At 57.2% G+C, this 24,178-nt stretch carries 16 protein-coding genes and 1 tRNA gene; 7 read left to right on the forward strand and 10 right to left on the reverse strand.

All coding sequences use genetic code 11. The annotated features are described in order from the left end of the window. Positions 1-5 precede the first annotated feature (5 nt). Both KG007_RS07425 and KG007_RS07430 read right to left on the reverse strand, forming a co-directional pair. Positions 6-2,993, reverse strand: coding sequence for a golvesin C-terminal-like domain-containing protein (locus KG007_RS07425; protein ID WP_213347917.1), 2,988 nt, complete (start codon positions 2,991-2,993; stop codon positions 6-8). Next, a complete protein-coding gene (locus KG007_RS07430) occupies positions 2,983-4,434 on the reverse strand; it encodes a sodium:solute symporter (protein WP_213347919.1) in 1,452 nt (483 codons plus the stop codon). Before KG007_RS07430 ends, KG007_RS07425 begins: the two co-directional genes overlap by 11 nt. 170 nt (positions 4,435-4,604) lie before the next feature. On the opposite strand from KG007_RS07430, the gene mscL reads away from it, so the two are divergent. Then, positions 4,605-5,087 carry a large-conductance mechanosensitive channel protein MscL gene (gene mscL, locus KG007_RS07435; protein ID WP_213347921.1) on the forward strand — a complete coding sequence of 161 codons (483 nt, stop codon included), beginning with the start codon at positions 4,605-4,607 and terminating at the stop codon, positions 5,085-5,087. Positions 5,088-5,142: 55 nt separating this feature from the next. Here mscL and KG007_RS07440 read toward each other — a convergent pair whose 3' ends face one another. Then, positions 5,143-5,817 (reverse strand): potassium channel family protein, encoded by a 675-nt coding sequence (locus KG007_RS07440; protein WP_213347923.1) that lies wholly within the window; start codon positions 5,815-5,817, stop codon positions 5,143-5,145. A 132-nt stretch (positions 5,818-5,949) separates the two neighbouring features. On the opposite strand from KG007_RS07440, the gene KG007_RS07445 reads away from it, so the two are divergent. From KG007_RS07445 to def, 4 genes are all read left to right on the forward strand, one after another. Next, positions 5,950-6,026, forward strand: a tRNA-Met gene (locus KG007_RS07445). A 434-nt stretch (positions 6,027-6,460) separates the two neighbouring features. Continuing rightward, positions 6,461-6,961 (forward strand): hypothetical protein, encoded by a 501-nt coding sequence (locus KG007_RS07450; RefSeq protein WP_213347925.1) that lies wholly within the window; start codon positions 6,461-6,463, stop codon positions 6,959-6,961. A 231-nt stretch (positions 6,962-7,192) separates the two neighbouring features. Continuing rightward, a complete protein-coding gene (locus KG007_RS07455) occupies positions 7,193-7,480 on the forward strand; it encodes a hypothetical protein (protein WP_213347927.1) in 288 nt (95 codons plus the stop codon). 269 nt (positions 7,481-7,749) lie between these two features. Beyond that, entirely contained in the window at positions 7,750-8,319 is a 570-nt protein-coding gene (def, locus tag KG007_RS07460) for a peptide deformylase (protein ID WP_213347929.1), read from the forward strand. A gap of 94 nt (positions 8,320-8,413) precedes the next feature. Here def and KG007_RS07465 read toward each other — a convergent pair whose 3' ends face one another. The 3 genes from KG007_RS07465 to KG007_RS07475 form a co-directional block, all read right to left on the reverse strand. Continuing rightward, positions 8,414-10,150, reverse strand: a complete 1,737-nt coding sequence (locus KG007_RS07465) for a thiamine pyrophosphate-dependent enzyme (RefSeq protein WP_213347931.1) — start codon at positions 10,148-10,150, stop codon at positions 8,414-8,416. A 138-nt stretch (positions 10,151-10,288) separates the two neighbouring features. Beyond that, positions 10,289-12,145, reverse strand: a complete 1,857-nt coding sequence (locus KG007_RS07470) for a biotin/lipoyl-containing protein (protein WP_213347933.1) — start codon at positions 12,143-12,145, stop codon at positions 10,289-10,291. Positions 12,146-12,304: 159 nt separating this feature from the next. Then, complete coding sequence (locus tag KG007_RS07475) at positions 12,305-13,357, reverse strand: AI-2E family transporter (RefSeq protein WP_195460656.1); 1,053 nt, start codon at positions 13,355-13,357, stop codon at positions 12,305-12,307. Between the two features lie 370 nt (positions 13,358-13,727). On the opposite strand from KG007_RS07475, the gene KG007_RS07480 reads away from it, so the two are divergent. Next, positions 13,728-16,895, forward strand: a complete 3,168-nt coding sequence (locus KG007_RS07480) for a TonB-dependent receptor (protein WP_213347935.1) — start codon at positions 13,728-13,730, stop codon at positions 16,893-16,895. A 74-nt stretch (positions 16,896-16,969) separates the two neighbouring features. On the opposite strand, the gene KG007_RS07485 is transcribed toward KG007_RS07480, so the two are convergent. Continuing rightward, positions 16,970-17,557, reverse strand: a complete 588-nt coding sequence (locus tag KG007_RS07485) for an HAD family hydrolase (RefSeq protein ID WP_213347937.1) — start codon at positions 17,555-17,557, stop codon at positions 16,970-16,972. A gap of 186 nt (positions 17,558-17,743) precedes the next feature. Here KG007_RS07485 and KG007_RS07490 point away from each other — a divergent pair, with 186 nt between their 5' ends. After that, entirely contained in the window at positions 17,744-18,787 is a 1,044-nt protein-coding gene (locus KG007_RS07490; protein WP_195460662.1) for a DUF2776 family protein, read from the forward strand. Positions 18,788-19,011: 224 nt separating this feature from the next. Here the strand turns inward: KG007_RS07490 and KG007_RS07495 are convergent, their stop codons facing one another. The 3 genes from KG007_RS07495 to KG007_RS07505 all read right to left on the reverse strand — a co-directional run bounded on the left by KG007_RS07495 (position 19,012) and on the right by KG007_RS07505 (position 23,975). After that, entirely contained in the window at positions 19,012-21,228 is a 2,217-nt protein-coding gene (locus tag KG007_RS07495) for a sodium-translocating pyrophosphatase (RefSeq protein WP_213347939.1), read from the reverse strand. Between the two features lie 141 nt (positions 21,229-21,369). Continuing rightward, positions 21,370-22,284, reverse strand: coding sequence for an endonuclease/exonuclease/phosphatase family protein (locus KG007_RS07500; RefSeq protein WP_195460665.1), 915 nt, complete (start codon positions 22,282-22,284; stop codon positions 21,370-21,372). Beyond that, complete coding sequence (locus KG007_RS07505; protein WP_213347941.1) at positions 22,281-23,975, reverse strand: DUF6377 domain-containing protein; 1,695 nt, start codon at positions 23,973-23,975, stop codon at positions 22,281-22,283. The genes KG007_RS07500 and KG007_RS07505 overlap by 4 nt, the downstream gene beginning before the upstream one ends. Positions 23,976-24,178: the final 203 nt, after the last annotated feature.

Genomic DNA, 24,178 nt, shown 5'->3' on the forward strand with positions numbered 1-24,178 from the left:
ATTTTTTATTTTCCAGCCGACAAAAATCGCAGCACGTCACGCATCAGCCGGTCGCGCTGCACCTCGTCGGAGATCGACTCGAACGGGAAACCCGTCACGAAAGTACGCCCCCCGGCGTCGCACGCTACGCCTGCCGTACGGCCGTTGTCGTCGTAACGCATCACGGCAAAAGCCCCAGTGCCCACGGGTTTCAGGGCATCGGCCTGTTCGACGATGTAATGGTGGCGGCCATACCCGGTATTGAACCGATATTCGCCGCGCGAAAAGTCCGGATGCGAAGTCATGACCCGTACCCTTCCGCGGCCGGAGGCATATCCACCGTCGGAATCGAGGTGGAGCACCTCGCGGGCAAAGGTGCGGTCCCGGTCCGAAGCCCCTTCGGCCAACAGGTCGGACGCAACATAGCTGCCCGACGCAAAGAGCGTTCCGCCGTCAGCGAGATAATGCCTCAGAACAGCCTGGAGTTCGGGCGAGAAGGTCGCGAACGCGGGTTCCTGCACGCCGCGGCCGATCGTCGTCGTGCGCTGTTTGCCGAGGATCAGATCGACCGCCGGATATTGTTCGAGTGCCGCCTCGCCACGCTCTACGGCTTTCAGCGACGCTGAGCAGAAGGAGTACCCCGCCGCTGCCACGGAACGCCCGTGCAGGGCCGGATAGTCGAAGGTGTTGCCGCCGATCACATCGGTCTCGAAATCGCACCCGCAGGCCCCGAGGGCGAGGCTGTCGACATTGCAGCGGGCCTGCGCCAGGTCGAAGACGTGCTGCGCCCCGACAAAAGCGATGTCCTGCCGGTCGGGAACCCCGCCGTCGAGGTCGGTACGGAATCCAGCGAGCGAATCGTTCCGCTCGCTCAGCGGAGCGCTCACGCGGTCGAATCCGTTAACGATCAGCACCCTTCCCTTTTCATCGGGCATCCGGCACACGGCAAGGGTCTCGCTCGGGAAACTCTCGCCGCCCTCATTCACCGCCGTCACCCGGTAGCTGTATATACGACCCGGCTGCTGTTCGACGATCAGGTAGGGCTTATCGACCGGACGGCCGTTGTCGAAACCGCCGTCGTCCACGCGCGTATAAACTACATAACCCGTCGGCGCGGCGCTCTTTTCCAACGGGTCCATCACCGGACTCCACGACAGCGCCACATGATCTGCGGCGGTAAATTCCGCGGCGAACGCCTCGACGGGCAGCGGCTGCACTACATAAGGTAAATCGTATTGCGAGCTGATATAGCGCAAGATACCCTTATAGATCGCACGGCTCACCACAAACTTGAACCGCGGGTCGCTGCCCAGCCGCATGTCGGCGAAATTCTGGTGCGAGAGCAGCTCCAGCAGCATCGTCGGGACACCCGGGACGCGCGCTTCGTAATAGGCCCTGTTCCACAGTCCGCGGCGCTGCCAGCCGGGCTCGAACGTACGGCGGATATCCTCGACGACCTGCGCCTGCACGAGGTCCGTCAAATCACGCGAACGGTAGCGGTCGGCCCCGCCCTGGAATTTACCCTTGTTCTCGCGGGTGTAGTAGATACCCAGCGTGCCGACAATGCCGTCGCCGTCGCGGACGCCCGCATCCGAGTGGAACGCCAGCGCCATATCGACCGGAATATGCAGTCCCGCGGAATCGGGCAGGCGTTCCGAACCGCCCATCAGGGCGTTGACCCAGTGGGCGCGCGACATATAGTCGTCCTTATAGTCGTCGGTATTGTTCTTCGGCGTGTAAACCCCTTCCGGGAATCCGGCCCACTGGAGCCAGTAGCGGGCCCCCTCGCAGAAACGGGGATAACCGCTCGTCTCCTCGATATACTCCGTATCGGGCAAGCGCAGCGAGTCGCAGGGCGTGCGGGCGACGTTGCCGTAACCGCCGCCGATCTTCACGGCATCAGCCGAAACGATGCGCCCGGCCTGCCGCGAGCGGTTCGAGAGGGTCACGACCTCCCGATGCCCCGGAGCGAAAGAGAAACGCCCCAGATAGATCCACGTGCCGCCGCCCATCGTCTGATTGACGGCGAACGAAGTCTCCCCGCCGAGGTGATGCACCGTATAGTGCGCGTCGTCGGCGCTTCCGGGCGTCGATTCGTAGCTCACATAGACCGCATACTCACCCCGTTCGGGGATGTCGGCAAACCATGCGGCGCGGCTCGTGTCGCCGTCGGCAACGGTATGCGCACGGCGCGTCGTGCCCTCGCGAAAAGGATTTTCACCCGTATGGTAGACCTGCCGCAGGTGCGCGAACCCAGGACCTCCCGGTTCCCAGGCCCCCTGTTCCGCATATTGCCCTTCGGAATCGTTGTCGGCCAGCACTTCGTGCTTCTGCACGTCGCGCTCGCGCGGCAACAGGACGTTCGCCCCGGCGTTTTCAAGCATCGGGACCAGATACGGCAGCACGTAGCTCTGCGTATAGAGGTCCTCGCAGGTCTGCCAGAGCATCGAACGCTGCCATTTCCAGCGGTTCTCAGTCTGGTCGAAATAGCGTCCGTGGCTCTGCCACAAGGCGATATGCCGCTCCGAAAGGCCATGCGCGGGAGTTGCGGCGGCAGAAAGTCGCGTCACAAGCGGCCGCTCGGAGCGGTTGGTAAAGAGGACGATTTTTTTCTTGCCGACGAGTTTACGCAACTGCGTGGCATTGCGGCAGGCCAGCGGGATGAGCTCGGAGGCCTCGCGGTTGTCGGTATAGAGTTCGATGTCGGCTTTGCGGAATTCAGACGGCAGCAGGGCCCGCACCGAGTCGCGCATGGCCCGCAGATTATCCTCGCGAAAAGGATAGTAGGACAACCCTACCGAGGTGTAAATCCGCACCCGGCCGCGCGAGGCCTTGACGGCCTGAATCCGTACGTTGGTCGGCTCCGCCTTCTGATAACCGCCCGTAACCTCACGGGAGACGATGCGCGAAAGGGTCCGTCCGATCTCCGCACGCGTTGCGGGAGTGATTTCGGCAGCGGAAACCGCACTTACAGTAAAGAGTAAGGTAATAAGGTATAACAGTCTATTTTTCATGTCGTTTAACGAGCAATAGCATGCCGGCCACGGTAAAGGCGGCGTTGTAAATCAAGAGTTCGAATCCGATCTGGTAATCCCACGCTTTCAGCGCCCACCACTGCACCAGCGCACTCAGCACCGGGGCTGCGAGAGCCACCAGCGGGACCCAGCGGTCGCGAACCTTCAGGCGCGTGAACATCCCGAAGGCAAACATGCCCAGAATCGGGCCGTAGGTATAGCTGGCGACCTTGTAGACCAGGTTGATAACGCTGTCGTCGGCCCAATATTCGAAGGCCAGGATCACACAGGCCATGAGGAGGGCCATCGCAATATGAACCCCTTTGCGGAGGCGTGTAAGGCGCACGTCGCCGTAGCGTTTCGTGCCTTCGAGAATATCCACCGTAAAGGAGGTCGTCAGGGCCGTGAGGGCCGATCCGGCTGCTGAATAAGTACTTGAAATAAGTCCCACAACAAACAGGATACCAACAATAAGCGGCAGCCCTCCTTCAACGGCGACCAGCGAAAAAACCTGGTCGCTCTTGGCGGGCAGGGCCATGCCGCTGCGCTCCATATACAAATAGAGCAGCACGCCCAGGACGAGGAACAGGAAGATCACGAAAATCTGGCTGACAGCGGTCAGCACGATGTTCTTCTGCGAATCGCGCGGCGTGGCGCAGCTCAGATTACGCTGCATCATATCCTGGTCGAGTCCGGTCATGGAGATCAGCAGGACGATACCCGCAGCGAACATCTTCCAGAAATAGCGGTCCGAAGCGGGGTCGTCGAAGAAGAAAATTTTCGACATCGGCGAAGCCGAAACTTCACGCGCCGTCTCCGCAAGCGAAAGATCCAGCCCCTGCATGATGAAAACGATCGACAGAATCAAGCTCGCCACAAGGCAGAAAGTCTTGAGCGTATCGGTCCAGATGAGCGATTTGACGCCGCCCTGCTGCGTATAGAGCCAGACGAAAAGCATCGTTATCAAGGCGTTGGCCCAGAACGGGAACCCATAGTGCGAAAAGACCAGCAACTGCATCACGGCACAGACGACGTAGATGCGCAGCGCGGCTCCCAGCATCTTCGAAATAAAGAAGAACCACGCTCCGGTACGGTGGGACTTTACGCCGAAGCGGTCGTCGAGGTATTCGTAAAGCGACACCACCTTCAGGCGATAGAACATAGGAATCAGCACGAAAGCCACGACCATCTGCCCTACCGTGAAGCCTGCGACCATCTGCATGTAGGAAAACGAGTCGGCGGCAACCGAGCCGGGAACCGAAATGAAGGTCACGCCCGATATAGCAGCGCCGATCATGGCGAAGGCCGCCATATACCACGGAGTGCGGCGGTTGCCGGTGAAGAAGCCGGCGTTGTCGGCACGGCGGCCCGAGGCCCACGCGACGGCGAAAAGGACGGCTATGTAGCCCAGGACGGTGGCAATAACGGCAGCAGGAGTCATGAATGCGTATTTGGGTTCGATTTACAAAGATACAAAAAAGATGGACACTGCGGCGATCCGGGCCGCATTTTATAAATCCGAAATGGGGATACGGAAGATCGTATGTTTTATTGGACTTTTGGAAAAAATGTTTATTTTTGTTCTCAATTAAAACATTAAACCCTAACGATATGGCATTTTTCAAAGAATTCAAGGAGTTTGCCCTCAAAGGCAACGTGATGGACATGGCCGTCGGTGTGATTATCGGCGGTGCGTTCGGCAAGATTGTATCGTCGCTCGTGAACGACATCCTGATGCCGCCGATCGGCGCACTGATCGGAAATACCGACTTCTCGCAGTTGAAACTCGACATTTCGAAGGTTCGCGACGTTACCTCGAGCGCCATGCAATCGGTGGAAGGCATCGTAGCCGGCGGCAGCCAGGCTCCGGCCGCAGCAGCGGAGCCGATTTACTGGAACTACGGCGCATTTATCCAGCAGTGTGTGGATTTCACGATCCTAGCCCTCTGCGTATTCCTGATGGTCAAGCTGATGAACCGGCTGATGCAGAAAAAGGAAGAGGCTCCGGCCCCGGCTCCCGAACCGCCTGCACCGACGAAGGAAGAGCTGCTGCTCACGGAGATCCGCGACCTGCTGAAAGAGCAGAAAAAATAAGCGGAAGTAATTCCCGAAACGAAAAGTCCGGCCTTACGAAGCCGGACTTTTTCGGTTATTCCTTTTTATGGGTATATTCCTGCAGGACGTAGGTGGTGAAGATCGGAAAGAACATCATACCCAGCGAGGGAAGCATCACGCAAAAAACCTTGCCGACGGCCGTGACGGGGAAAATCTCGGCCCCGACAGTCGTGACGTTCATCCACGCCCACCAGAGTGCATTGCCAAAGCCGTGGAGTTTAGGATTGACAAGCACCTCGTAGTCGTAGAAAACGAGTCCGGAAATATAGGTGAAGACCACGACGGTGAAGATATAGGCGACGAAGAGCCTCCGCATTTTGTTTTTGGAGACCAGCCACCGCACGATGATCACCATGGCCAGGAAGGCCCGCAGCAAGGGCATCAGGCCGACAAGTATGCCCCAGTCGTGGGTCATGTCGGCTCCGCTCCACGCCAGAATGTTCAGGTAGGGAATGGAAATCAGCAGGAAGAGCAGGTTGTGCCAGAAAAAGCGGTTCCGGCGCTCGGCAGCGGCCCAGCGGACGAAAAAATCGCACAGGAAAATCAGACAGACGATGAACTGGATCGTGAGGTAGGCAGAGGAGATGTGAATGTGATCGCCCGCGATAATCTCCCACGAAACCGCCGTGAGGAGCACCAGTCCGGCAATGAGTTTGACGACGCCGAGCGTGTTACGGATATCGGTGCGCGCCGATTCGGAAAGAGACATAGATTTCTGTTTTTCCGTAGCACGTTCAAAATCAATGCCACAGCCCCGGGCGGCAAATTTTGCGATGTTTTTTTGCCGAAAGATTTTGCACGATTAAAATTTTCTATTACCTTTGCACTCGCTTTTAGCAATGGCGGGTTAGCTCAGCTGGTTAGAGCGCATGATTCATAATCATGAGGTCCCGAGTTCAAGTCTCGGACCCGCTACCAATTAAAAACCAAGCACTTACAACATAGTAGGTGCTTTTTTTGTGTCATTATTTTATTCTTTCTATATTATTTCAACACCTTTGTAGTGCGCTGTGGGCCATCTTCACCACAAAGCTCTTTTCCTTACTTGTCAACAACCTCTCGTTTATCTCCCGGATGATGCCTCTGCAAGTATTATGTTGCCCAATGGTGTAAGCACATTTCACAGTCATCCCAGCGGCAATGTAGTAGTCGGATCGGGAGCAAATACGCTGGGAGGTACAACTACAACATACGGGTTCACCCAATCACCTTCCCCGCAGGATATAAGCGTAGCTGGGGCACAAACCCATTATGTATTTGGCAGAGGAAATAATATTGTGTATATTTACAATTCACAGGGGGTGCAGGCAACACTTCCGATGACTAGGTTTGTTTCCCCTAAAAAATAGCGTATGAAACAGTATGCAATATTTCTCTTGCTGTTATTCTTCTCAATCGATGCTTTCGCTCAAAGCAACAATCAACTATTTGAGATGATTAATGCCTCGTTTATTAAATACGTCGGAGTTGAAAAAGAGCATTATGCGAATAGGATGACGGTTAATGGTAATTCGGAGTTTTATCCTCTTCGATTCACTGATATTTATATCGCATTAGAAAACTACCCCTTGGGATTTGAATTTTCAAGTCAGATAAAAGAATTAGGATTTCAATTTATTTACTTACAAAGCAATGCCGCAAAAAAAATACTGAATAAACCCAAAACAGTTGTTTTTATGATTGGCCCCACAATCGAAGATAATACCTTGACAATCATGTTCTCTCCAAGAATAGTTACTCGTAAAGGCGATAATATTAATATTATCGTTTCTGATTGGGTAAAATGCACCTGGCAATATATGTGTGATTCAAGGAAGTGGGAGTTAATAGATGTAAACTCGGGAGGTATTTAACCAAGGGACTTTCCCGTATGGGATGAACGATCGAAGGCGCATTTTAAGTGCGCCTTCGATTTTTGCTATTAGCCTTCCAAATCGTTACGACACTACAACGCACCCCTATAACTATGGGTAAGTTTTTGGACGTTGTATTAGACCGGTATTTGGAAAGCACCGGAAACTCTATGGATAGGATCAGACGTAGATGATCTCTCTACCTTATTCGACAGGGATCGTCTCAATAGTATGAATACAACTCATTTTGATCTCAAAGTTGAAATTGGCGAAAAAATTGTCTACCAGACAGATAGTGTCGATTTCAACCGTTATGTGTACACGCGCAGAGATATTCCATTGAGAGCAGGATTCCACAAGATAAAAATTACTTCGGAAAGCATGGACCTGGATGTTGAGAAAATACGGTATACGCTGTTCGACCACTATATCGTGATAGAACTCTTTCCGCCTTCCCCGGAGAAAGGCAGCAGAAGGGCACGAGTTATGACAGGTTTCATGCCGTTCCATTTTATGTAGTTCAAAATCAGCGACACGGAAAACATGCCCCCTTGTTAGAAATCACCAGTACTTTTTTTGCCGGTGATTTTTATTTTCCTGTTTGCCGTTACGAGGCTGTGATCAAAGCAGGACGCCGGCAAATATTGGAATAAAAGAAGTATCTTTGACACTCGAAGACGATTTATTGATTCGATAAAAGCAATCAGATTTTGAAAACTGCTGCGAAAGAAAAAAAGAGACGACGCCCGATAGTGTTTTCGTCGGCATTGTGCGCCGGAGTGGCCGCAATGGTAACACTCAGCGGCTGCTCACGGGGATTCAAGACGGATGAAAAAGTCATAATAAATGCCGGCGACGGGGAAATCATGCGCGTGCTGACCATCGGCGACCGAGTCGATTCGCTGGTCCTGCGCAGCAAAGCCGTTCCGATGACGGCCAAGATGCTCCGGACGGACGACTATGCAACCCTGCGACGCAGGATGCTCGCGACGGTAAAGGACCCGCAGAATACAGGCGTGGGGATTGCCGCGCCGCAGGTGGGGATTCTCCGACGGATAATCGCCGTACAGCGGTTTGATAAGCCCGGCAAGCCGTTCGAGTTCTACATCAACCCGGAGATTGTCGAATACTCGTCCGAGACCGCCCCGGGACGGGAGGGATGCCTCTCCATTCCGGGACTGTCCGGCACGGTAACCCGGGCACGGCAGATCGGCCTGCGTTACCGCGACGAGCAGTTTGCCGAAAAGACGGAGACGATCAGCGGATTCACCGCTGTTATCTTCCAGCACGAGGCGGACCACCTGGACGGGATTCTCTACACCGACCGGACGGAAGAAGAGCCTATGCGGGACGTATAGCGCACCCGGAGTAAGCCCGGACGGCAGCCTCCCCCAGAAAAGCAAGGCCGCACAGGGAAAGCGCCGAAAGCCGTTCCGCCGCCCGGTCCGGCAGTCAGACCAGTTCGCGAAGGTGCTTCAGGTTGCTTTTTGCCGTAGCAATAACCTCGTCGGTGCGGCCGGAGAGAATCAGTTTGGTCATCGCCAGCGCAAAGCCTTTCATCTGCGCAAACTCCACCTTCGGGGGCATGGCCAGCGCATTGGGGTCGGTCTGGACACTCACCAGGACAGGTCCCGGCGTGTCGAAGGCCTCGGTCAGCACCTCCTCCGTACGATCGGGATCGTCGACCGTAAATCCCTTGATGCCCATCGCCCGGGCGATCATCTCGAAATCGGGATTGCACATATCGGTCTGCCAGTCGGGAAGCCCCGCAACCTCCATTTCCAGTTTCACCATACCCAGCGAACGATTGTTGAAGACGACGATCTTCACCGGGAGTTTCTGCTCGACGATCGTCGCCAGGTCGCCCAGCAGCATCGTGAATCCTCCGTCGCCGCACAACGCCACGACCTCCTGGCCGGGACGCGCGAGGGCTGCGCCGATGGCCATCGGGAGGGCGTTGGCCATCGAACCGTGGTTGAACGAACCGAGCATCCGGCGGCGGCCCGTGGCACGCAGGTAGCGCGCTCCCCAGACACAGCACATGCCGGTATCGACCGTGAAAATCGCGCTGTCGGAGGCCAGCGAGTCGATCAGCGTCGCCACGTATTCGGGGGCGATATTGCCTGCACTACCCCGCTTCGAAGCCACGACGGCCATCGTGTCGCACAATTCACGGTAGATTTTCAGTTGACGGTCGAGGAACGAACTCCCGGAACGCTCCTGCAACATGGGAATCAGGGCTTGCAGGGTATCTTTCACGTCGCCGGCCAACCCCAGCTCGACGCGGGCGCGGCGGCCGATGCGCTCGGGGCGGAGGTCCACCTGCGCGATGCGGCACTCCTGCGGCAGAAAACAATCGTAGGGAAAATCCGTGCCCAGCAACAGCAGTAAATCCGACTCGTGCATGGCGGTATAGGCCGAAGGAAGGCCCAGCAGGCCCGTCATGCCGACTTCGTAGGGATTGTCGTACTGCACCTCCATTTTCGCTTTGAAAGTATATGCCACGGGAGCTTTGAGCAGTGCGGCGAGCCGCACGACCTCGTCGTGGGCCTCGCGGGCTCCGATGCCGCAGAAGATCGTAATGCGTTCGGCCGAGCCGATCATCGCGGCCAGTTGCCGCAATTCACCGTCCAGCGGGCGGTAGAGGCTGTGCGACGGCAGCGGTCCGGATGCCCCGGGACTTTCGGCACAAGGGCCGGCGGCCACGTCGCCCGGCAGTCCGATCACGGCCACTTCGCGTTTGTGGACGGCATGCTGCAACGCTGCGGGCAGCATCCGCGCAAACTGCGCGGAGGTGACGGCCATCTGGTTGTAGCCGCTGCAATCGTCGAAGAGGCGGATCGGATTGGTCTCCTGAAAATAGCCCGTGCCGAACTGGTCGGAGGGACAGGTCGAGGCGATGGCCAGCACGGAGCAGTTGCTCCGGTGGGCGTCGTAGAGTCCGTTGATCAGGTGGACGTGCCCCGGGCCGCTGCTGCCCGCACAGCAGGCGATTCCGTTGAGTTCGGCTTCGGCGGCGGCGGCGAAGGCTCCGCTCTCCTCGTGGCGCATATGAATCCACCGGACGGTTCCGGCACGCCGCACGGCGTCGTTGACCTCGTTCAGGCTGTCGCCCGTAACGGCATAGATATGGCGAATGCCTGCCCGGTAAATCGTTTCGACCAGTTGATCAGCTACTTTCTTTCCCATAGTGTTTGGATTTTTCGAAGGTTTGGATTTTTCGGACGGGGAGGTTCAAGATCGATGCCACACCTCCGAATAAAAAGTTCCGTCCGCAACACATTCAGGCGCTGCGGACGGAATCGGATTCGGAAGCGATGTATCGAGCTATTCGATCTCCATCAGGACAGCGTCGGTAGCGACGGTCTGTCCCGGACGAACCAGTATCTGTTTTACCGTACCGGCAAAATCGGTCGTAATGGCATTCTCCATCTTCATCGCTTCGAGGATGGCAACTTCATCGCCGGCCTTGACCGGATCGCCGACGTTCACCTTGAGCTCGATGACACGGCCCGGCAGCGGAGCCGTCACGGTATTGCCCGTAATCACGGCCTTCGCCTCTTCGACCGGCTTCTCCTCGGCTTTGACCGCGGGTTCGGCAGGTTTCGAAGCCTCGTATGCCTTCACCTTCATATCGGTGAGGAACGTTTTGGCAACCGCCGGGAAGAGTTCCAGCAGCAGCACCTCCTTTTCGTTGGCGGCAAGCTTCACGCCTCCGGCCTCGGGCAGTTCGGGATTGGGCTGCATCTGGTATTTCGAAGTGTCGTAGGGAGTCTCCTCGCGCACGCCGCAAATCTTGAAACGGAATTCGGGGTCGATCTGCACCGGGGTCTTGCCGTATTCGCCCTTCACCAGGCCGACGAACTGCGACGACTTGTTGGTGTACATCGGGCGTCCGGCCTTCTCGTCGAGGGCGCAGTTGACGGCCTGGGCTCCCACGATCTGCGAGGTGGGCGTCACCAGCGGCGGCAGGCCTGCGGCCAGGCGCACCGAAGGAATCAACTCCATGGCGCGGGGCAGGATTTCCTCGGCCTTGAGCTGCTTGAGCTGGGCGACCATGTTCGAATACATACCGCCCGGGATTTCAGCCTTCTGGACCAGTTCGTTCGGGGCCGGGAAGCCGAAGTAGGCCTCGATCCTGCGGCAGGCGTCGATCGTAGCGGCCTCGTCGTCGCGCTGTGCGGAGGCGATCGCCTTGTCGAACAAGGCGTCGATCTCGGCGGGCAGCGTATCGGTCAACGGGTTGAACGCCTTCGGTTCGGGTTTGTCGGCGCCGAAGACCGACAGGTTCAGTTCCCTGCGGATGTCGCGCAACTGGGTATTGATCTTGGCGACAGCCTCCATGTTCACGCCCGTATCGATACCCAGTTTCTTGCAGAAAACATGGATCAGCTCGATGGCTGGGGCTCCCGTGCCCTCGGCGAAGTACCAGCAGTTGGTGTCCACGATGTCGGCGCCGGCGATAATGGCCGAAAGCACCGACGCCAGTCCGTAGCCCGGGGTGCAATGGGTGTGGAAATCGACGGGAATCGAAATGTTCTTTTTCAGCAGGCGCACGAGCGTAGCCACGCGGCGCGGCGGGATGAGGCCCGACATGTCCTTGATGGTGATCATATCGGCGCCCAGCGCAGCCATCTGCTTGGCCTTGTCGAGGAAATAAGCGTCGGTGAAGACCGGCTTGGGATTCGACTTGCCCGTCAGGCGGGCCCAGAAGCCCAGTTCGGGATATTTCGGGTCCACGGTATAGCAGACCGCACAATCGGCGATGCCGCCGTACTGCTTGACGTATTTGATGGTCGACTTCACGTTGTTCACGTCGTTCAGGGCGTCGAAGATACGCATGATGCCCAGACCGCTCTGGATCGAGTTGCGGCAGAAGCCGTCGATGATTTCATCCGTGTAAGGCGCATAGCCGAACAGGTTGCGGCCGCGTGAAAGGGCCGTCAGTTTCGAGACATTGCCGACTGCTTTGTAGATCGTTTCGAGGCGCGTCCACGGATTCTCGTTCAGGTAACGCATCACCGAGTCGGGCACTGCGCCGCCCCACACCTCCATCGCATAGAAATTGGCATCTTTGTAGAACGGCAGGCAGCGGTCGATCTGCTCCTGGTTCATACGCGTTGCAAAGGACGACTGCTGGCCGTCACGCAACGTAAGGTCTCTGATTTTGAGATTTCTCGCCATTTTGTAATATCAATTTAAGGGTTCTTTGGCATGAATCTATTGTTATTCCAATAACAAAGGTAATAAACCCTCACAAATATACAACTATTTTGCAGGGAATTTTCAGGAAAAGCACCGCATCCGGTTACTTTCTGTAAAAAGAGTCGAAATATCGAACAATCAACCGCCGGATTTACGGCCGGGCACGAACAACTCCTGGTCGGGAAGCCCGTCGAGGTACTTGCGTTTAAAGACATTGACACAGAAAACGAACATCGCCAGCATCAGCGGACCGAAGATTACGCCCATGAATCCGAACAGCGAAAGGCCGATGAAGACCCCGAAGATCGTGATGAGCGGATGCGTGTCGGCCATCTTCTTTTGCATGACCATGCGCACGAGGTTATCGACCTGCGTGATCACCAGCGTGCCGTACATCACCAGCCCCACGGCCTGCCCCCAGTTGCCGTCGAGGGCCATATAGGCTGCGAGCGGCAGCCACACGAGGGCTGTGCCGATGATGGGCAGGATCGTCGCGAAGCAGGTCAGCACGCCCCAAAACAACGGCGCGGGAACCCCGAAAGCCAGGTAACCGATATAGGCCACGACACCCTGCGACACGGCCAGCAGCGGAATGACGATAGCGTTCGAACGGACGATCATGTGGATTTCACGCATCACACTGCGTGCTACGCGGCGGTCGAACGGCAGGATTTCGCGGCAATAGGCCTCCATGCGCAGCCCCCCGATAAGCATGAAATAGAGCACGAACAACAGCACGACGAGGTTGACGGCGAAATCCATAATGCCGCCTACGAGCCACTGCCCGGCCTGGGGGATATAGCTCAGCAGCGCACGCTGGTTGCTCTCGGACCAGAGGTCGTAACCGATTTTATGCTGGATAAGGTCGGCAACATGCCTGACGGGCGTAAGGATCGACTGGGGCTCGAGCGCTGCGCCCTGGATTTTGTCGACGATCATCCAGGCGATCAAACTGATCGGAATGAGAAAAAAGAAAATCGCTTCGCCGAGCAGCATCGAGGCTGCAAGGCTCCGCCGCCACCGCCGCCGCTCGCACAGGAACCACATCTGGCGCCGCAGCAGCACGTAGATCGTAACAGCCCCGAGCAGGCCGCCCAGAAACGGGGTCATCTCGATGAAAATCGTGACGCCCAACCCTGCAATGAGTATGAAAAGCGAATATCGCCAATATTTTTCCCGTACAGAAAGCATACCGCAGCCCCGCGCAAGGAACGTGCCGCAAGCCCCGGGACGGATTCTCCAAAATGTTGAAACATTGTCAACTAAAAAATTTCAGTGTTCTATTGCGGCGCACAAATATTTGATATATATTTGCCCCATGGAAATTATGGTCGAAATCGTTTATACGAAAACTACAAAAATGAATACCTTCCATTGGCGAAAGCCGCATATAGGGCATATATCATGAATAACGAGGGATGTTCCTGCCGAAGGAGCGTCCCTCGCGGTTTTTGACAATACGGTTAAATTCGAGGTCCGGCACTCCTAAATACAAAGATTGACAATATATTTACACCGAAAAAACTCAAAAATTTTCTTTTATTAACCAAATTCAAAGTCTATGAAGAAACTTTTCCTTCTCATGCTCACGGTCTTCGCCTTCTGCGCAGCCAACGCCCAGGTGACGACTTCGGGAATGAACGGTACGGTAACCGACCAGAACGGAGCACCGCTCGCCGGCGCCACGGTCATTGCCGTACATACCCCTTCGGGAACGCAGTACGGCGCCGTAACGAACAAAGACGGACGCTACAACCTCCAGGGTATGCGTACCGGAGGCCCGTACACCGTGACTTTTTCGTTCGTCGGCTACCAGACCGTCGAGTTTACGGGCATCAGCCTCCAGCTCGGTGAGTATCTGACGCGCGATGCCAAACTGAAGGACAGCCAGGAACTCGAAGCAGTCGTTGTAAGCGGCGTAGCCAACCAGTTCAACTCGAACAAAACGGGCGCAGCGCAGAACTTCAACAGCGCCGTGATCGCTACCGTGCCGACCATCAGCCGCAGCATTTACGACGTAGCCAAACTCACCCCGCAGGCTTCGTCGCCCAAAGGCGGCGGCGTTTCGCTCGGAGGAGGCAGCAACCGTTACAACTCGTTCCAGATCGACGGTATCGTCAGCAACGACGTATTCGGCCTGACCTCGACGGGAACCAACGGCGGACAGACCGGCGCAAACCCCATTTCGCTCGACGCCATCGAGGAGATTCAGGTCGTAGTGGCTCCGTTCGACGTACGCCAGAGCGGTTTCACGGGCGGCGGTATCAACGCCGTGACCAAGTCGGGAACCAACCAGTTCAAAGGATCGGCCTACACCTATTATAACAACGAAGGGTTCTACGGCACGACCCCGGGCAAGGACGTTAAGAAACGCGAGAGCCTCTCGGAGCAGTCGACCCAGATTTACGGCGCCACGATCGGCGGTCCGATCATCAAGGACAAGCTCTTCTTCTTCGTCAGCGGCGAATACTCGAAAGAGACCTACCCTTCGTCCTATTACGTCGGTTATTCGGGCGCCCACGTCAGCAAAGACCTCGCCGAGCAACTGGCAAACAAGTACAAGGAGTACACCGGCATGGACGCCGGAGGTTACGGACAGCGCGACATCGACACCAAGTCGGGTTCGGTGCTGGCCCGCGTGGACTGGAACATCAACGCCAACAACAACCTCTCGGTGCGTTACAACTTCCTCGACGCCAGCAAGGACAAATTCGCCAACTACTCGAACACCTTCAACTTCGGAAGTGCAGGTTACAAGCAGGTCAACCGCACCCACTCGCTGGTCGCCGAGTTGAACTCGCGCCTGTCGGAGAACATCTCCAACGAGCTGCGTTTCGGCTGGACGATGGTTCGCGACTACCGTGACCCGTCGGCCGTCGGCGCTCCGCTGGCCATCATCAAGAACGCCGGCGACGACAACAACACGACGATCAATATCGGTACGGAGGCCTACTCGGGCGCCAACCGCCTGAACCAGGATATCTACACCTTCACCGACAACCTGACCTTCTACAGCGGCAAGCACGCCATCACGGTAGGTACGCACAACGAGATTTACAACATGTATAATCTCTTCATGCGTAACTCGACGGGTACGTGGACCTTCAACTCGGTGGACGATTTCATGAACGACAAGGCTTCGCAGTACACCTACAACTACTCCGACGAGAAGCTGACCGGAACCCCGGTATGGGGCCCGAGCTTCAAGGCCGGACAGTTCGGCCTCTACGCCCAGGACGAGTGGCGCGCATCGAAGAACTTCACGCTGACCTACGGCCTGCGTATCGACCTGCCGGTGTTCTTCACCCAGCCCACTACCAACGTCGAATTCAACCGCAGCGAGTTCTCGCAGAAGCACGACGTGCGCACGGGCGAAACTCCGGCAACTAAGGTGCTCTGGTCGCCCCGTCTGGGCTTCCGCTGGTTCCTCGACGAGAACCACAACACGCTTCTGCGTGGTGGCGTCGGCATCTTCACGGGCCGCGTGCCGTTCGTCTGGATTTCGAACAGCTTCACCAACACGGGCGTCGAGATGCTCAGTTCGACGATCAAAAACACCGGAATCCCGGGATTCGGTTCGGGTCCCAACACATCGGGAGCCGGATCGAACCCCGAGGTGAACGTGACCTCGAAGGATTTCAAATACCCGCAGGTGTTCCGCGCCAACCTCGCCCTGGAGCACAACTTCGGCGCAGGCTGGAGGGGAAGTTTCGAGGCCCTCATCTCCAAAACGTTCAACAACATCTACTACCAGAACCTCGTAGCCGAGGACAACGGCAAGAAGGTTTACGCAGTCAACGAGGCCAATTCCAACGCAGCCAACACGACGACCTACTACGACTCCCCGGGCTATCAGGATTATTACGGCATCTATTCGCTGACCAACAGCAACAAGGGCTACTCCTACTCGCTGAGCGTAAGCATGCAGAAGCATTTCGACTTCGGTTTGGACCTGATGGCGTTTTACACCTACGGCCGCACGAAGGCTATCAACGACGGTATGTCGTCGCAGGCCGCCAGCAACTGGGGCAAGAACTTCGCACTGCGCACCAACTCGCCCGAACTGGCCTGGTCGTTCTTCGACATTCCCCACCGCGTGACGGCACAGGTAAGCTACACGAAGCGTTACGCACGGTTCTTCGGCTCGACGATCTCGCTGATCTACCAGGGCTACTCGGGACAGCGTTACTCGCTCGCCTACAACGACAATACGGACTTCAACGGCGACACCTACCGCGGCAACTCGCTGATGTATATCCCGACAACGGCCGAACTGGAGGCCATGAAGTTCACGGACATCATGGACGAAAAGGACAAAACGAAGGTCAAAGTCGACGTAGCTACCCAGAAGAAGAATATGGAAGCATGGATCGAGGGCGATAAGGACCTGCGCGACACCCGCGGCAAGTTCACCAAGCGCAACCAGTTCCAGTCGCCGTTCGAGCACCACCTCGACCTGCACTTCGCTCAGGACTTCTACTTCGGAGCCATGAGCGGCCGCAAACTCCAGGTTACGCTCGACATCATCAACTTCGGCAACATGCTCTGCCGCTCGTGGGGTGCTTCCTACACCGACGCGTGGAACCTCTCCCCGGTTACCGTCGCCAAGATCGACAAGGACGCCAACGGCAACGCTACCCCGACCTATCAGTACAAGGGTCAGGAGAACATTCCGAGCGACATCTTCTCGCGCTGGCACATGCAGCTGGGCGTACGCGTGGTGTTCTAACCGGCAACACGCAGACCAAATAAAAAAGAGACCGATTTACATCGGTCTCTTTTTTATTTACAGAGTAGTCGCAGTTAGAGCAGGCGGCGGCGAAGTTCGTCGCACGCTGCGGCAGGATCGTGGTGGTCGAAGACGAAACCGCGGATGCCCTGAGCGGCGGCGGCTTCGATGTTCATCTCCCGGTCGTCGATGAAAAGCGTCTCGGAAGGCGTGAGGCCGTAACGTTCGAGCAGAATCTCGTAAATGCGCGGCTCGGGTTTTACGGTGTGTTCCTCGCAGGAGACTACTTCGCCGTCGAAAAGTCCGTAGACCGGGAAGCGGCGCAGGAAATCGATAAATTCGCGCGACATGTTCGAAAGCACATAGAGCTTATACCCCGCTGCTTTCAGGTCACGAACCAGGCTCTCGGTCGGCTTCACGGGTTCCTGCAGGTCGACGGCCAGTTGCAGGACGGCGGCGCAGGATTCATAGGACCGGCCGGTCATCCCGCTGATGGTCCGGGTCACCTCGCTGAGCGTCGACGTGCCGCGGTCGTATTCCTCCCAGAAAAGAGGCATGCGCGGAGCGCGGAGGAAGCTAAAAAATTCGAGCAGTTCAGGGGTGCATTTGCTTTTATCGCGGGCAAAAAGAACCCCGCCGAGGTCAAAAACGATATTTTTCATAGTTGCAAAGATAGTGTAAGGCAAGAGGAATGCCAAATTTATTTGAGCCTTCCCGAACCACAGCCGGTCCGGGGCAATGCCGCAGACAGCACACGACGAGGATAATACCGGCTGCCGGGAAGCTCCGCCTAAACCGGAATTTCGGGTTGGTGCGGGATTTGCAGGAGTCGGAATAAACATAAACCTATGAATCACGGAATAAGTATCCTCTTCCGCGCCATTCCCCTCGCAATGGCCGCTTTCTGCTTCGCTTACGGAGCCTATATTTTCTCCGCCGGGACCGATGCGGCACGCCTGACGGCAGGCCCCGTGGTCTTCTACCTCGGGTCGATCTGCATCGCGCTCTACTGCACCGCCGCAACGATCATCCGCCAGATCATCGGCACGTATTCGGCGGCGGCGAAGTATCTCTTTCCGGCGATCGGTTACACCTTCGCCGTACTGACGCTCGTCAGCGGGGCATTCATCATCTCCTCGCAGTGGTCCGGGGCGCTGGTTACCGGGCACGTCGTCTGCGGACTGGGACTGATCACGGCCTGCGTGGCTACGGCGGCAACCTCGTCGACGCGTTTCAGCCTGATTCCGAAAAACTCCGCCGACAATACCTTCTCGGTCAACCCGGCAGGATTCACGCGGGCGCAATCGTCGCTGCTGATTTTCATTGTTTCGGCGGTAGCCGCCATAGCCTGGATCTGGTGTATCCTGCTCTACGTGCGGGGAACGCTGCCGGCCCATATCGTTGCGGGCAGCGTGATGTTCGGCATCGCCTGCGTCTGCACATCGCTCATAGCACTCGTCGCCAGCATTGCCCGGCAGGCCCGCGGGAGTTACTCGATGGAAGAGAAACGCAAGTGGATGGGTCTCGTGCTGACGATGGGTAGCCTGGCATTCGTACTCGGACTGCTGCTGATCTTCCTGTACTGGGGCGAAACGATCAATTTCGTGGGGTTCGTGCTGATCGGACTGGCGCTGATCTGCTGGAGTATTTCGAGCAAGGTGATCCTGCTGGCGAAGATCTGGCACGCCGATTTCCCGCTGGCCAACCGCATTCCGATCATCCCCGTGCTGACGGCGCTCACCTGCCTGTTCCTCGCCGCATTCCTCTACGAAGGGGCGCTGTTCGAAGCCAAGTATTTCGTTCCGGCGCGCGTATTGTCGGGATTCGGAGCCATCTGTTTCACGCTCTACTCCATCGTCTCGATCCTCGAAAGCGGAGCCAGCAAGAAATAATTAAAAATGAAAAATTAAGAATTAAAAATTCATTTTAAGGAAGAGCAGATTTTGCACCACTATTTTTGATCAGTGCGACGCAGATGTAAAAGCACCTATCGTGATTTTTGATTATCGCGGAGCAGATTTCGGCTTAACGCAGTTCGGCCCGGACGGGACATACAGAGGTATTTCCCGTTCGGGCCGGACAAGGCAGGGCGAAAGGTGCCCGTGAGAATCGAAAATCAGAACAGATGGAAGGCGACGGTCAGGCCCGCCATCACGATCGCAACCATCGACATCAGCTTGATGAGGATGTTGAGCGACGGACCCGAAGTGTCCTTGAAGGGATCGCCGACGGTGTCGCCGACGACCGTAGCCCGATGACAATCGGAACCCTTGCCGCCGAAATGGCCCTCTTCGACCATCTTTTTGGCATTGTCCCAGGCGCCTCCGGCATTGGCCATGAAGACCGCCAGCACGAAGCCCGAACTGAGGCCGCCGACCAGAAGACCCATTACGCCCGCCACGCCGAAAACCAGTCCGACGACAATCGGGGCGGCAATGGCCAGCAGGCTCGGGAACAGCATTTCACGCTGTGCGCCGCGGGTCGAAATCTCGACGCAGCGGGCATAGTCGGGCGTACCTTCGCCCGTGAGGATGCCTTTGATCTCGCGGAACTGGCGGCGTACCTCCTCGACCATACTCTGGGCGGCGCGGCCTACGGCGTTCATCGTCAGACCGCAAAAGAGGAACGACATCATCGCGCCGATGAAAACACCGATCAGCACCGTGGGATTCATCAGCGACACCCGGTAATACTCCATGAAATCGAGGATCGAAGCGTCCTGAACGAAACGCATGGACCCGTCGGACATTTCGAGCATCGTCGTACCGTTGTGGATCAGCCCGATGCGGATTTCTTCGATATAGGAAGCCAGCAGTGCAAGGGCTGTCAGCGCCGCGGAACCGATGGCGAAGCCCTTGCCCGTGGCGGCCGTGGTATTGCCCAGCGCGTCGAGCGCGTCGGTGCGCTGGCGTACTTCCTTGCCCAGGCCGCTCATCTCGGCATTACCGCCCGCATTGTCGGCGATCGGTCCGTAGGCGTCGGTAGCGAGGGTGATGCCCAGCGTCGAGAGCATGCCGACAGCGGCGATACCGATGCCATAAAGGCCCATCGACATATTCTGCGGGGCCATCATGTTCTGCACATCGAAACCAATGGCGCAGAGGTAGGCAAGGATGATCGCCACGCCGATCGTCAAGACGGGAATGGCCGTGGAGATCATACCCGAACCGATACCCGCGATGATAACCGTAGCGGGGCCCGTCTGGGCACTTCCGGCGATCTTCTGCGTCGGTTTATAGGAGTGCGACGTAAAGTATTCCGTGGCCTGGCCGATAACGATACCCGCCACGAGGCCCGTGATGACCGAGAACGACAGCCCGACCCAGTTTTCGACACCCAGCAGGTAGAGGATACCGAAGGTAGCGGCGGCAATCAGCAGCGAGCTGAAATTGACGCCCACACCCAGCGAGCGGAGCAGTTCGCGCATCGTGGCTCCCTCCTTGGCGCGCACGAGGAAAATGCCGATGATCGAGAGCAGGATGCCCACGGCGGCGATCAGCATCGGGGCCAGCACGGCCTTGATCTGCAAAGCCTCGGAACCGGTCGATGAAAAGGCCGCAGCGCCCAGCGCCGCAGTAGCGAGAATCGAGCCGCAATAGCTCTCGTAGAGGTCGGCGCCCATGCCGGCCACGTCGCCCACGTTGTCGCCCACGTTGTCGGCGATGGTCGCCGGGTTGCGCGGGTCGTCCTCGGGAATACCGGCCTCAACCTTACCGACGAGGTCCGCACCGACATCGGCGGCTTTGGTGTAGATGCCGCCGCCGACACGCGCGAAGAGCGCCTGCGTCGAAGCTCCCATACCGAAGGTGAGCATCGTCGTCGTGATGACCACGAGTTTCTGCGGCCCGGCGACTTCGACGAAATGGTTCAGAATAAGATACCAGAACGAAATGTCGAGCAGGCCGAGGCCCACGACCACCAGTCCCATCACCGCGCCGCTGCGAAAAGCGACCTTCAGGCCGCGGTCGAGCGACTGCCGTGCGGCGTTGGCCGTACGGGCCGAAGCGTAAGTAGCGGTCTTCATGCCGAAGTAGCCCGCCAGACCCGAAAAGAAACCGCCCGTGATGAAAGCGAAGGGAACCCAGCCGTTCTGCACGCCGGCGCCATAGGCCAGGTAGGCAAAAAACAACGCCAGCACCACGAAGACGATACCGACGACTTTGTACTGTTGCCGCAGGTAGGCCATAGCGCCCTTACGGACGTGCGCGGCAATTTCGCGCATGCGCTCCGTACCCTCGTCCTCGCGCTTCATCAGGCGGTAAAACGCCCAGGCGAAAGCCAGGGCGACGATGGACGCGGCAGGTACGATCCAAAAAATCGAAGGAATGTTCATATCATGAATAAAGTTAGTTGGTTGGTCTTTTTTTGCCAGCGACGGCTTCCCGGCCGGCCTTAGCGCCCGGGCTAAGAACAAATATACAAAAATATCCCGGTCGTTGTTACGGCCGGGATGCTAAAATTGTCGGGATCAACGCTATTTTGCGCTTTTCGGTACACGAAACTCCACGACGACCGGGCGGTGGTCCGAAGCCTTGTCGGTAAAGGGATCGCAGACCGTCACGACATGTTTCACGCCCTCCCAGATTTCATCCGTACAATAGATAAAGTCGATGCGCGCTTTGCCGCCCGTGGTCGAAGGCACGAATTCGCCGGAGAACCAGTCGCCCACGACATCGTGGGGATAGGCAAGGCGCACGAGGTTATGTACGTCGTAGTTGCGCACTCCGTGAAAGGGTTTGTCGAGGGGCGAATGGGAATTGAAATCGCCCATCATCATCCAGTGTTTCTCACCGGCAAATTCGGGATTGAGGATCGTGGCTTCGAGAATCCGCCGCATCTCCCCGACGCGGAACGCTTCACCCCCGTTGTCCTTGCGGGTTTTGTCGCCCATCGAGTAGCGCTGGGGCCAGAGATGCAGCACCACATAGTTGATACCGTTGATCTTCACATGCAGCGCGCCGTGGGAAAGCCCTTCGCCGATGCGCTGCACCACTTCGATCGGATATTTCGAGGTGAAGGCCACCGGATAATTGTCCTGGTAGGGACCGATTGCAGTATAGGGATGTCCCCAGCGCTGCGCCAGCAGGTGCAGGCTGTCGGGCAGGTAACGCGGCATCTGCTCCTTGCTGACGGTCTTCTTCTGCTCGTTCCAGTGGGTAGCCCCCTCGCAGATGGCGAAAACGTCGGGGTCCTGCGTCCGGACCCATTTGGCAAAGCGGTCGTAGTTGTTATACTGGTCGTACCACATGCCGTCGGCAATGTTGTAATCCATCAGGCGCACCGTCTGCGCCTTTTTCTTTGCAGGCCGTTTGGCCTCAGCCGCAGGAGCCGCGGCAAAAACGCCGGCCAGCAACAGCAGCGCGGCGATTTTCAGTTTGGGATTGATCATATCGTAAGGTTTTGAGTCGTATTGTCCGTCGTTCCGTTCAGGCCGATCAGTTGCACGCGCTGCTCGAAATCGCCGATGCCGGGACGCGCATGGCGCTGGGTGACCGAGCGGTAGTTGTAGACGGTGCGGATCGAACAGTGCAGCAATGCGGCGATAGTGGCCGTGTCGGTGATACCCAGCCGGATCAGCGCATAGATGCGCAGCACAGTGGTGAGTTCGCCGTCGTGGCGCCCTTCGGTGCGGGCCTCTTCGATCAGCAGGCCGTTCATCTCGTCGATAAACGAAGGAAAAAGCCCCAGGAAGGTTTCGTCGAAAAGCGTATAAAACTCCTTCAGTTCGTCGTTGCGGACGTTGCTGCGGGCATATTCGCGGCGGAGTTCCGCGATCCGGTCGTCGCGCAGCATCTTGTTGACATACTGATAGGTGGCCGACAGTTTATTGATATACTCCGAGATGGTTTGCAGGAAGCCCCCGATATAAACCTCCTTGATTCGGTTGGCATCGGCGATACGGATGTTCTGGCTGCTCAGGCGGCCGTTCGTCTCGCGCAGGCTCCGGGCCAGCTCGTTCAGTTTGTCGTTCGACATGCGGAGGGTCTGCTGCACGGCATAAAGCCGCCGGTTCTGCGACAACACGTAAAACACCGCGGCGGCCGCGGAAATAAAGAAAAGCAGCACGACGACGATCAGCACGATGTACATCGTGTGCAGCCGGGCGTTGCGCTCGCTGTAAGCCGCTTCGATCTGCGGCAGGATGGCCATATCGCGCCACGAACGGCTCGGGGAGTTGAAAAAACGGGTATCGCTGATCGCCACGCGGATATAGTTCATCGCCCGGTCGACATCGCCGCGGTTGAAGAGTTCCTCGGAGACGGCGCACAGCGACCCGTGGTCACGCACGGCAGACTGGATGTCGGCCAGCGCCGAACGCACGAACCAGGCGAGTTCCCGGTCGGCGTGCCCCGCCTTTCCTTCGAGCAGGGCCTTGTGGTTGGCGGCTTTGGCGTAGGCGTGGGAATCGGAAGGGACGGAGGCCAGCAGGCTGTCGCAGAGGATCGAGGCTTCGGTCCAGTCCTCGCGGAGGATCGCATCCATATACCCATAATAAAGGCCCGTATAGACATCGTCGCTGACTTTTGCCGCATTCACCGCATAGTAATGCTCGCGCCGGCGGAAAACGTCGCGACGGTCACCCGGTTCGGTCAGGTAGCAGAGTTCGCGGTTCTTGCGGTGCTGGGCGACGTAGTAAGCCAGCAACGTCCGGCGGCTGACATGCACTGTATCGCGGATACCGCCCAGTATCTCCTCGGCCTCGTAAAAACGGCCGCTGAGGCTGTAACACAGCGCAATCGCGGAGCGGGTCCGCATGATCAGGTCGTTGTCGCCGATCTCCTCGGCCAGCGCGAGGCTCCGCCGCAGGTAGAGCAGCGCGAAATCGCTCTGGTAAGAACCGTAATTTTCGGCGAGCTGCTCGGTCAGGTCGAAGCGCGTGCGCAGCGAAAGCCCGTCACGGGCCAGTGCGCGCTTGAGCGAGTCGATGCGCGCTTCGCGCCGCGCCGTGAACTCGCCGCTGCGGGCGATCACATGGTCGAGCTGACGGAACAGGGCTTGCAATTCGGCCTTTTCATTGCCCGAAACCGGGGCCGTCCACAAGGCGGAAAACAAGACGATGAAGGTTGGAAGGATTTTCATTTCAGGTTTCGGTTTAATGCAAACATAGCACTTTAATAGCGCAAAAACAAATTATCGGAAACCACCTGCACATTACAAATGTATTAAAAAGCAAAATTCGAATACATCGGCATTTACATAACGCATAGGGGTAAAAAAATACAAAAGACTGATAATAAAGCAACTAAGATTTACAAGTATTTACATTTTCAAGCAACGTCCTT

The sequence above is a fragment of the Alistipes montrealensis genome, assembly GCF_018362775.1.
GTDB classification, from domain to species: Bacteria; Bacteroidota; Bacteroidia; order Bacteroidales; family Rikenellaceae; genus Alistipes; species Alistipes montrealensis.

Bases quoted from the DNA above. Each gene is read 5' to 3' on its own strand.
- KG007_RS07425 (WP_213347917.1), bottom strand. From the start codon at position 2,993: ATGAAAAATAGACTGTTATACCTTATTACCTTACTCTTTACTGTAAGT.
- KG007_RS07430 (WP_213347919.1), bottom strand. From the start codon at position 4,434: ATGACTCCTGCTGCCGTTATTGCCACCGTCCTGGGCTACATAGCCGTC.
- mscL (WP_213347921.1), top strand. From the start codon at position 4,605: ATGGCATTTTTCAAAGAATTCAAGGAGTTTGCCCTCAAAGGCAACGTG.
- KG007_RS07440 (WP_213347923.1), bottom strand. From the start codon at position 5,817: ATGTCTCTTTCCGAATCGGCGCGCACCGATATCCGTAACACGCTCGGC.
- KG007_RS07450 (WP_213347925.1), top strand. From the start codon at position 6,461: ATGAAACAGTATGCAATATTTCTCTTGCTGTTATTCTTCTCAATCGAT.
- KG007_RS07455 (WP_213347927.1), top strand. From the start codon at position 7,193: ATGAATACAACTCATTTTGATCTCAAAGTTGAAATTGGCGAAAAAATT.
- def (WP_213347929.1), top strand. From the start codon at position 7,750: ATGGTAACACTCAGCGGCTGCTCACGGGGATTCAAGACGGATGAAAAA.
- KG007_RS07465 (WP_213347931.1), bottom strand. From the start codon at position 10,150: ATGGGAAAGAAAGTAGCTGATCAACTGGTCGAAACGATTTACCGGGCA.
- KG007_RS07470 (WP_213347933.1), bottom strand. From the start codon at position 12,145: ATGGCGAGAAATCTCAAAATCAGAGACCTTACGTTGCGTGACGGCCAG.
- KG007_RS07475 (WP_195460656.1), bottom strand. From the start codon at position 13,357: ATGCTTTCTGTACGGGAAAAATATTGGCGATATTCGCTTTTCATACTC.
- KG007_RS07480 (WP_213347935.1), top strand. From the start codon at position 13,728: ATGAAGAAACTTTTCCTTCTCATGCTCACGGTCTTCGCCTTCTGCGCA.
- KG007_RS07485 (WP_213347937.1), bottom strand. From the start codon at position 17,557: ATGAAAAATATCGTTTTTGACCTCGGCGGGGTTCTTTTTGCCCGCGAT.
- KG007_RS07490 (WP_195460662.1), top strand. From the start codon at position 17,744: ATGAATCACGGAATAAGTATCCTCTTCCGCGCCATTCCCCTCGCAATG.
- KG007_RS07495 (WP_213347939.1), bottom strand. From the start codon at position 21,228: ATGAACATTCCTTCGATTTTTTGGATCGTACCTGCCGCGTCCATCGTC.
- KG007_RS07500 (WP_195460665.1), bottom strand. From the start codon at position 22,284: ATGATCAATCCCAAACTGAAAATCGCCGCGCTGCTGTTGCTGGCCGGC.
- KG007_RS07505 (WP_213347941.1), bottom strand. From the start codon at position 23,975: ATGAAAATCCTTCCAACCTTCATCGTCTTGTTTTCCGCCTTGTGGACG.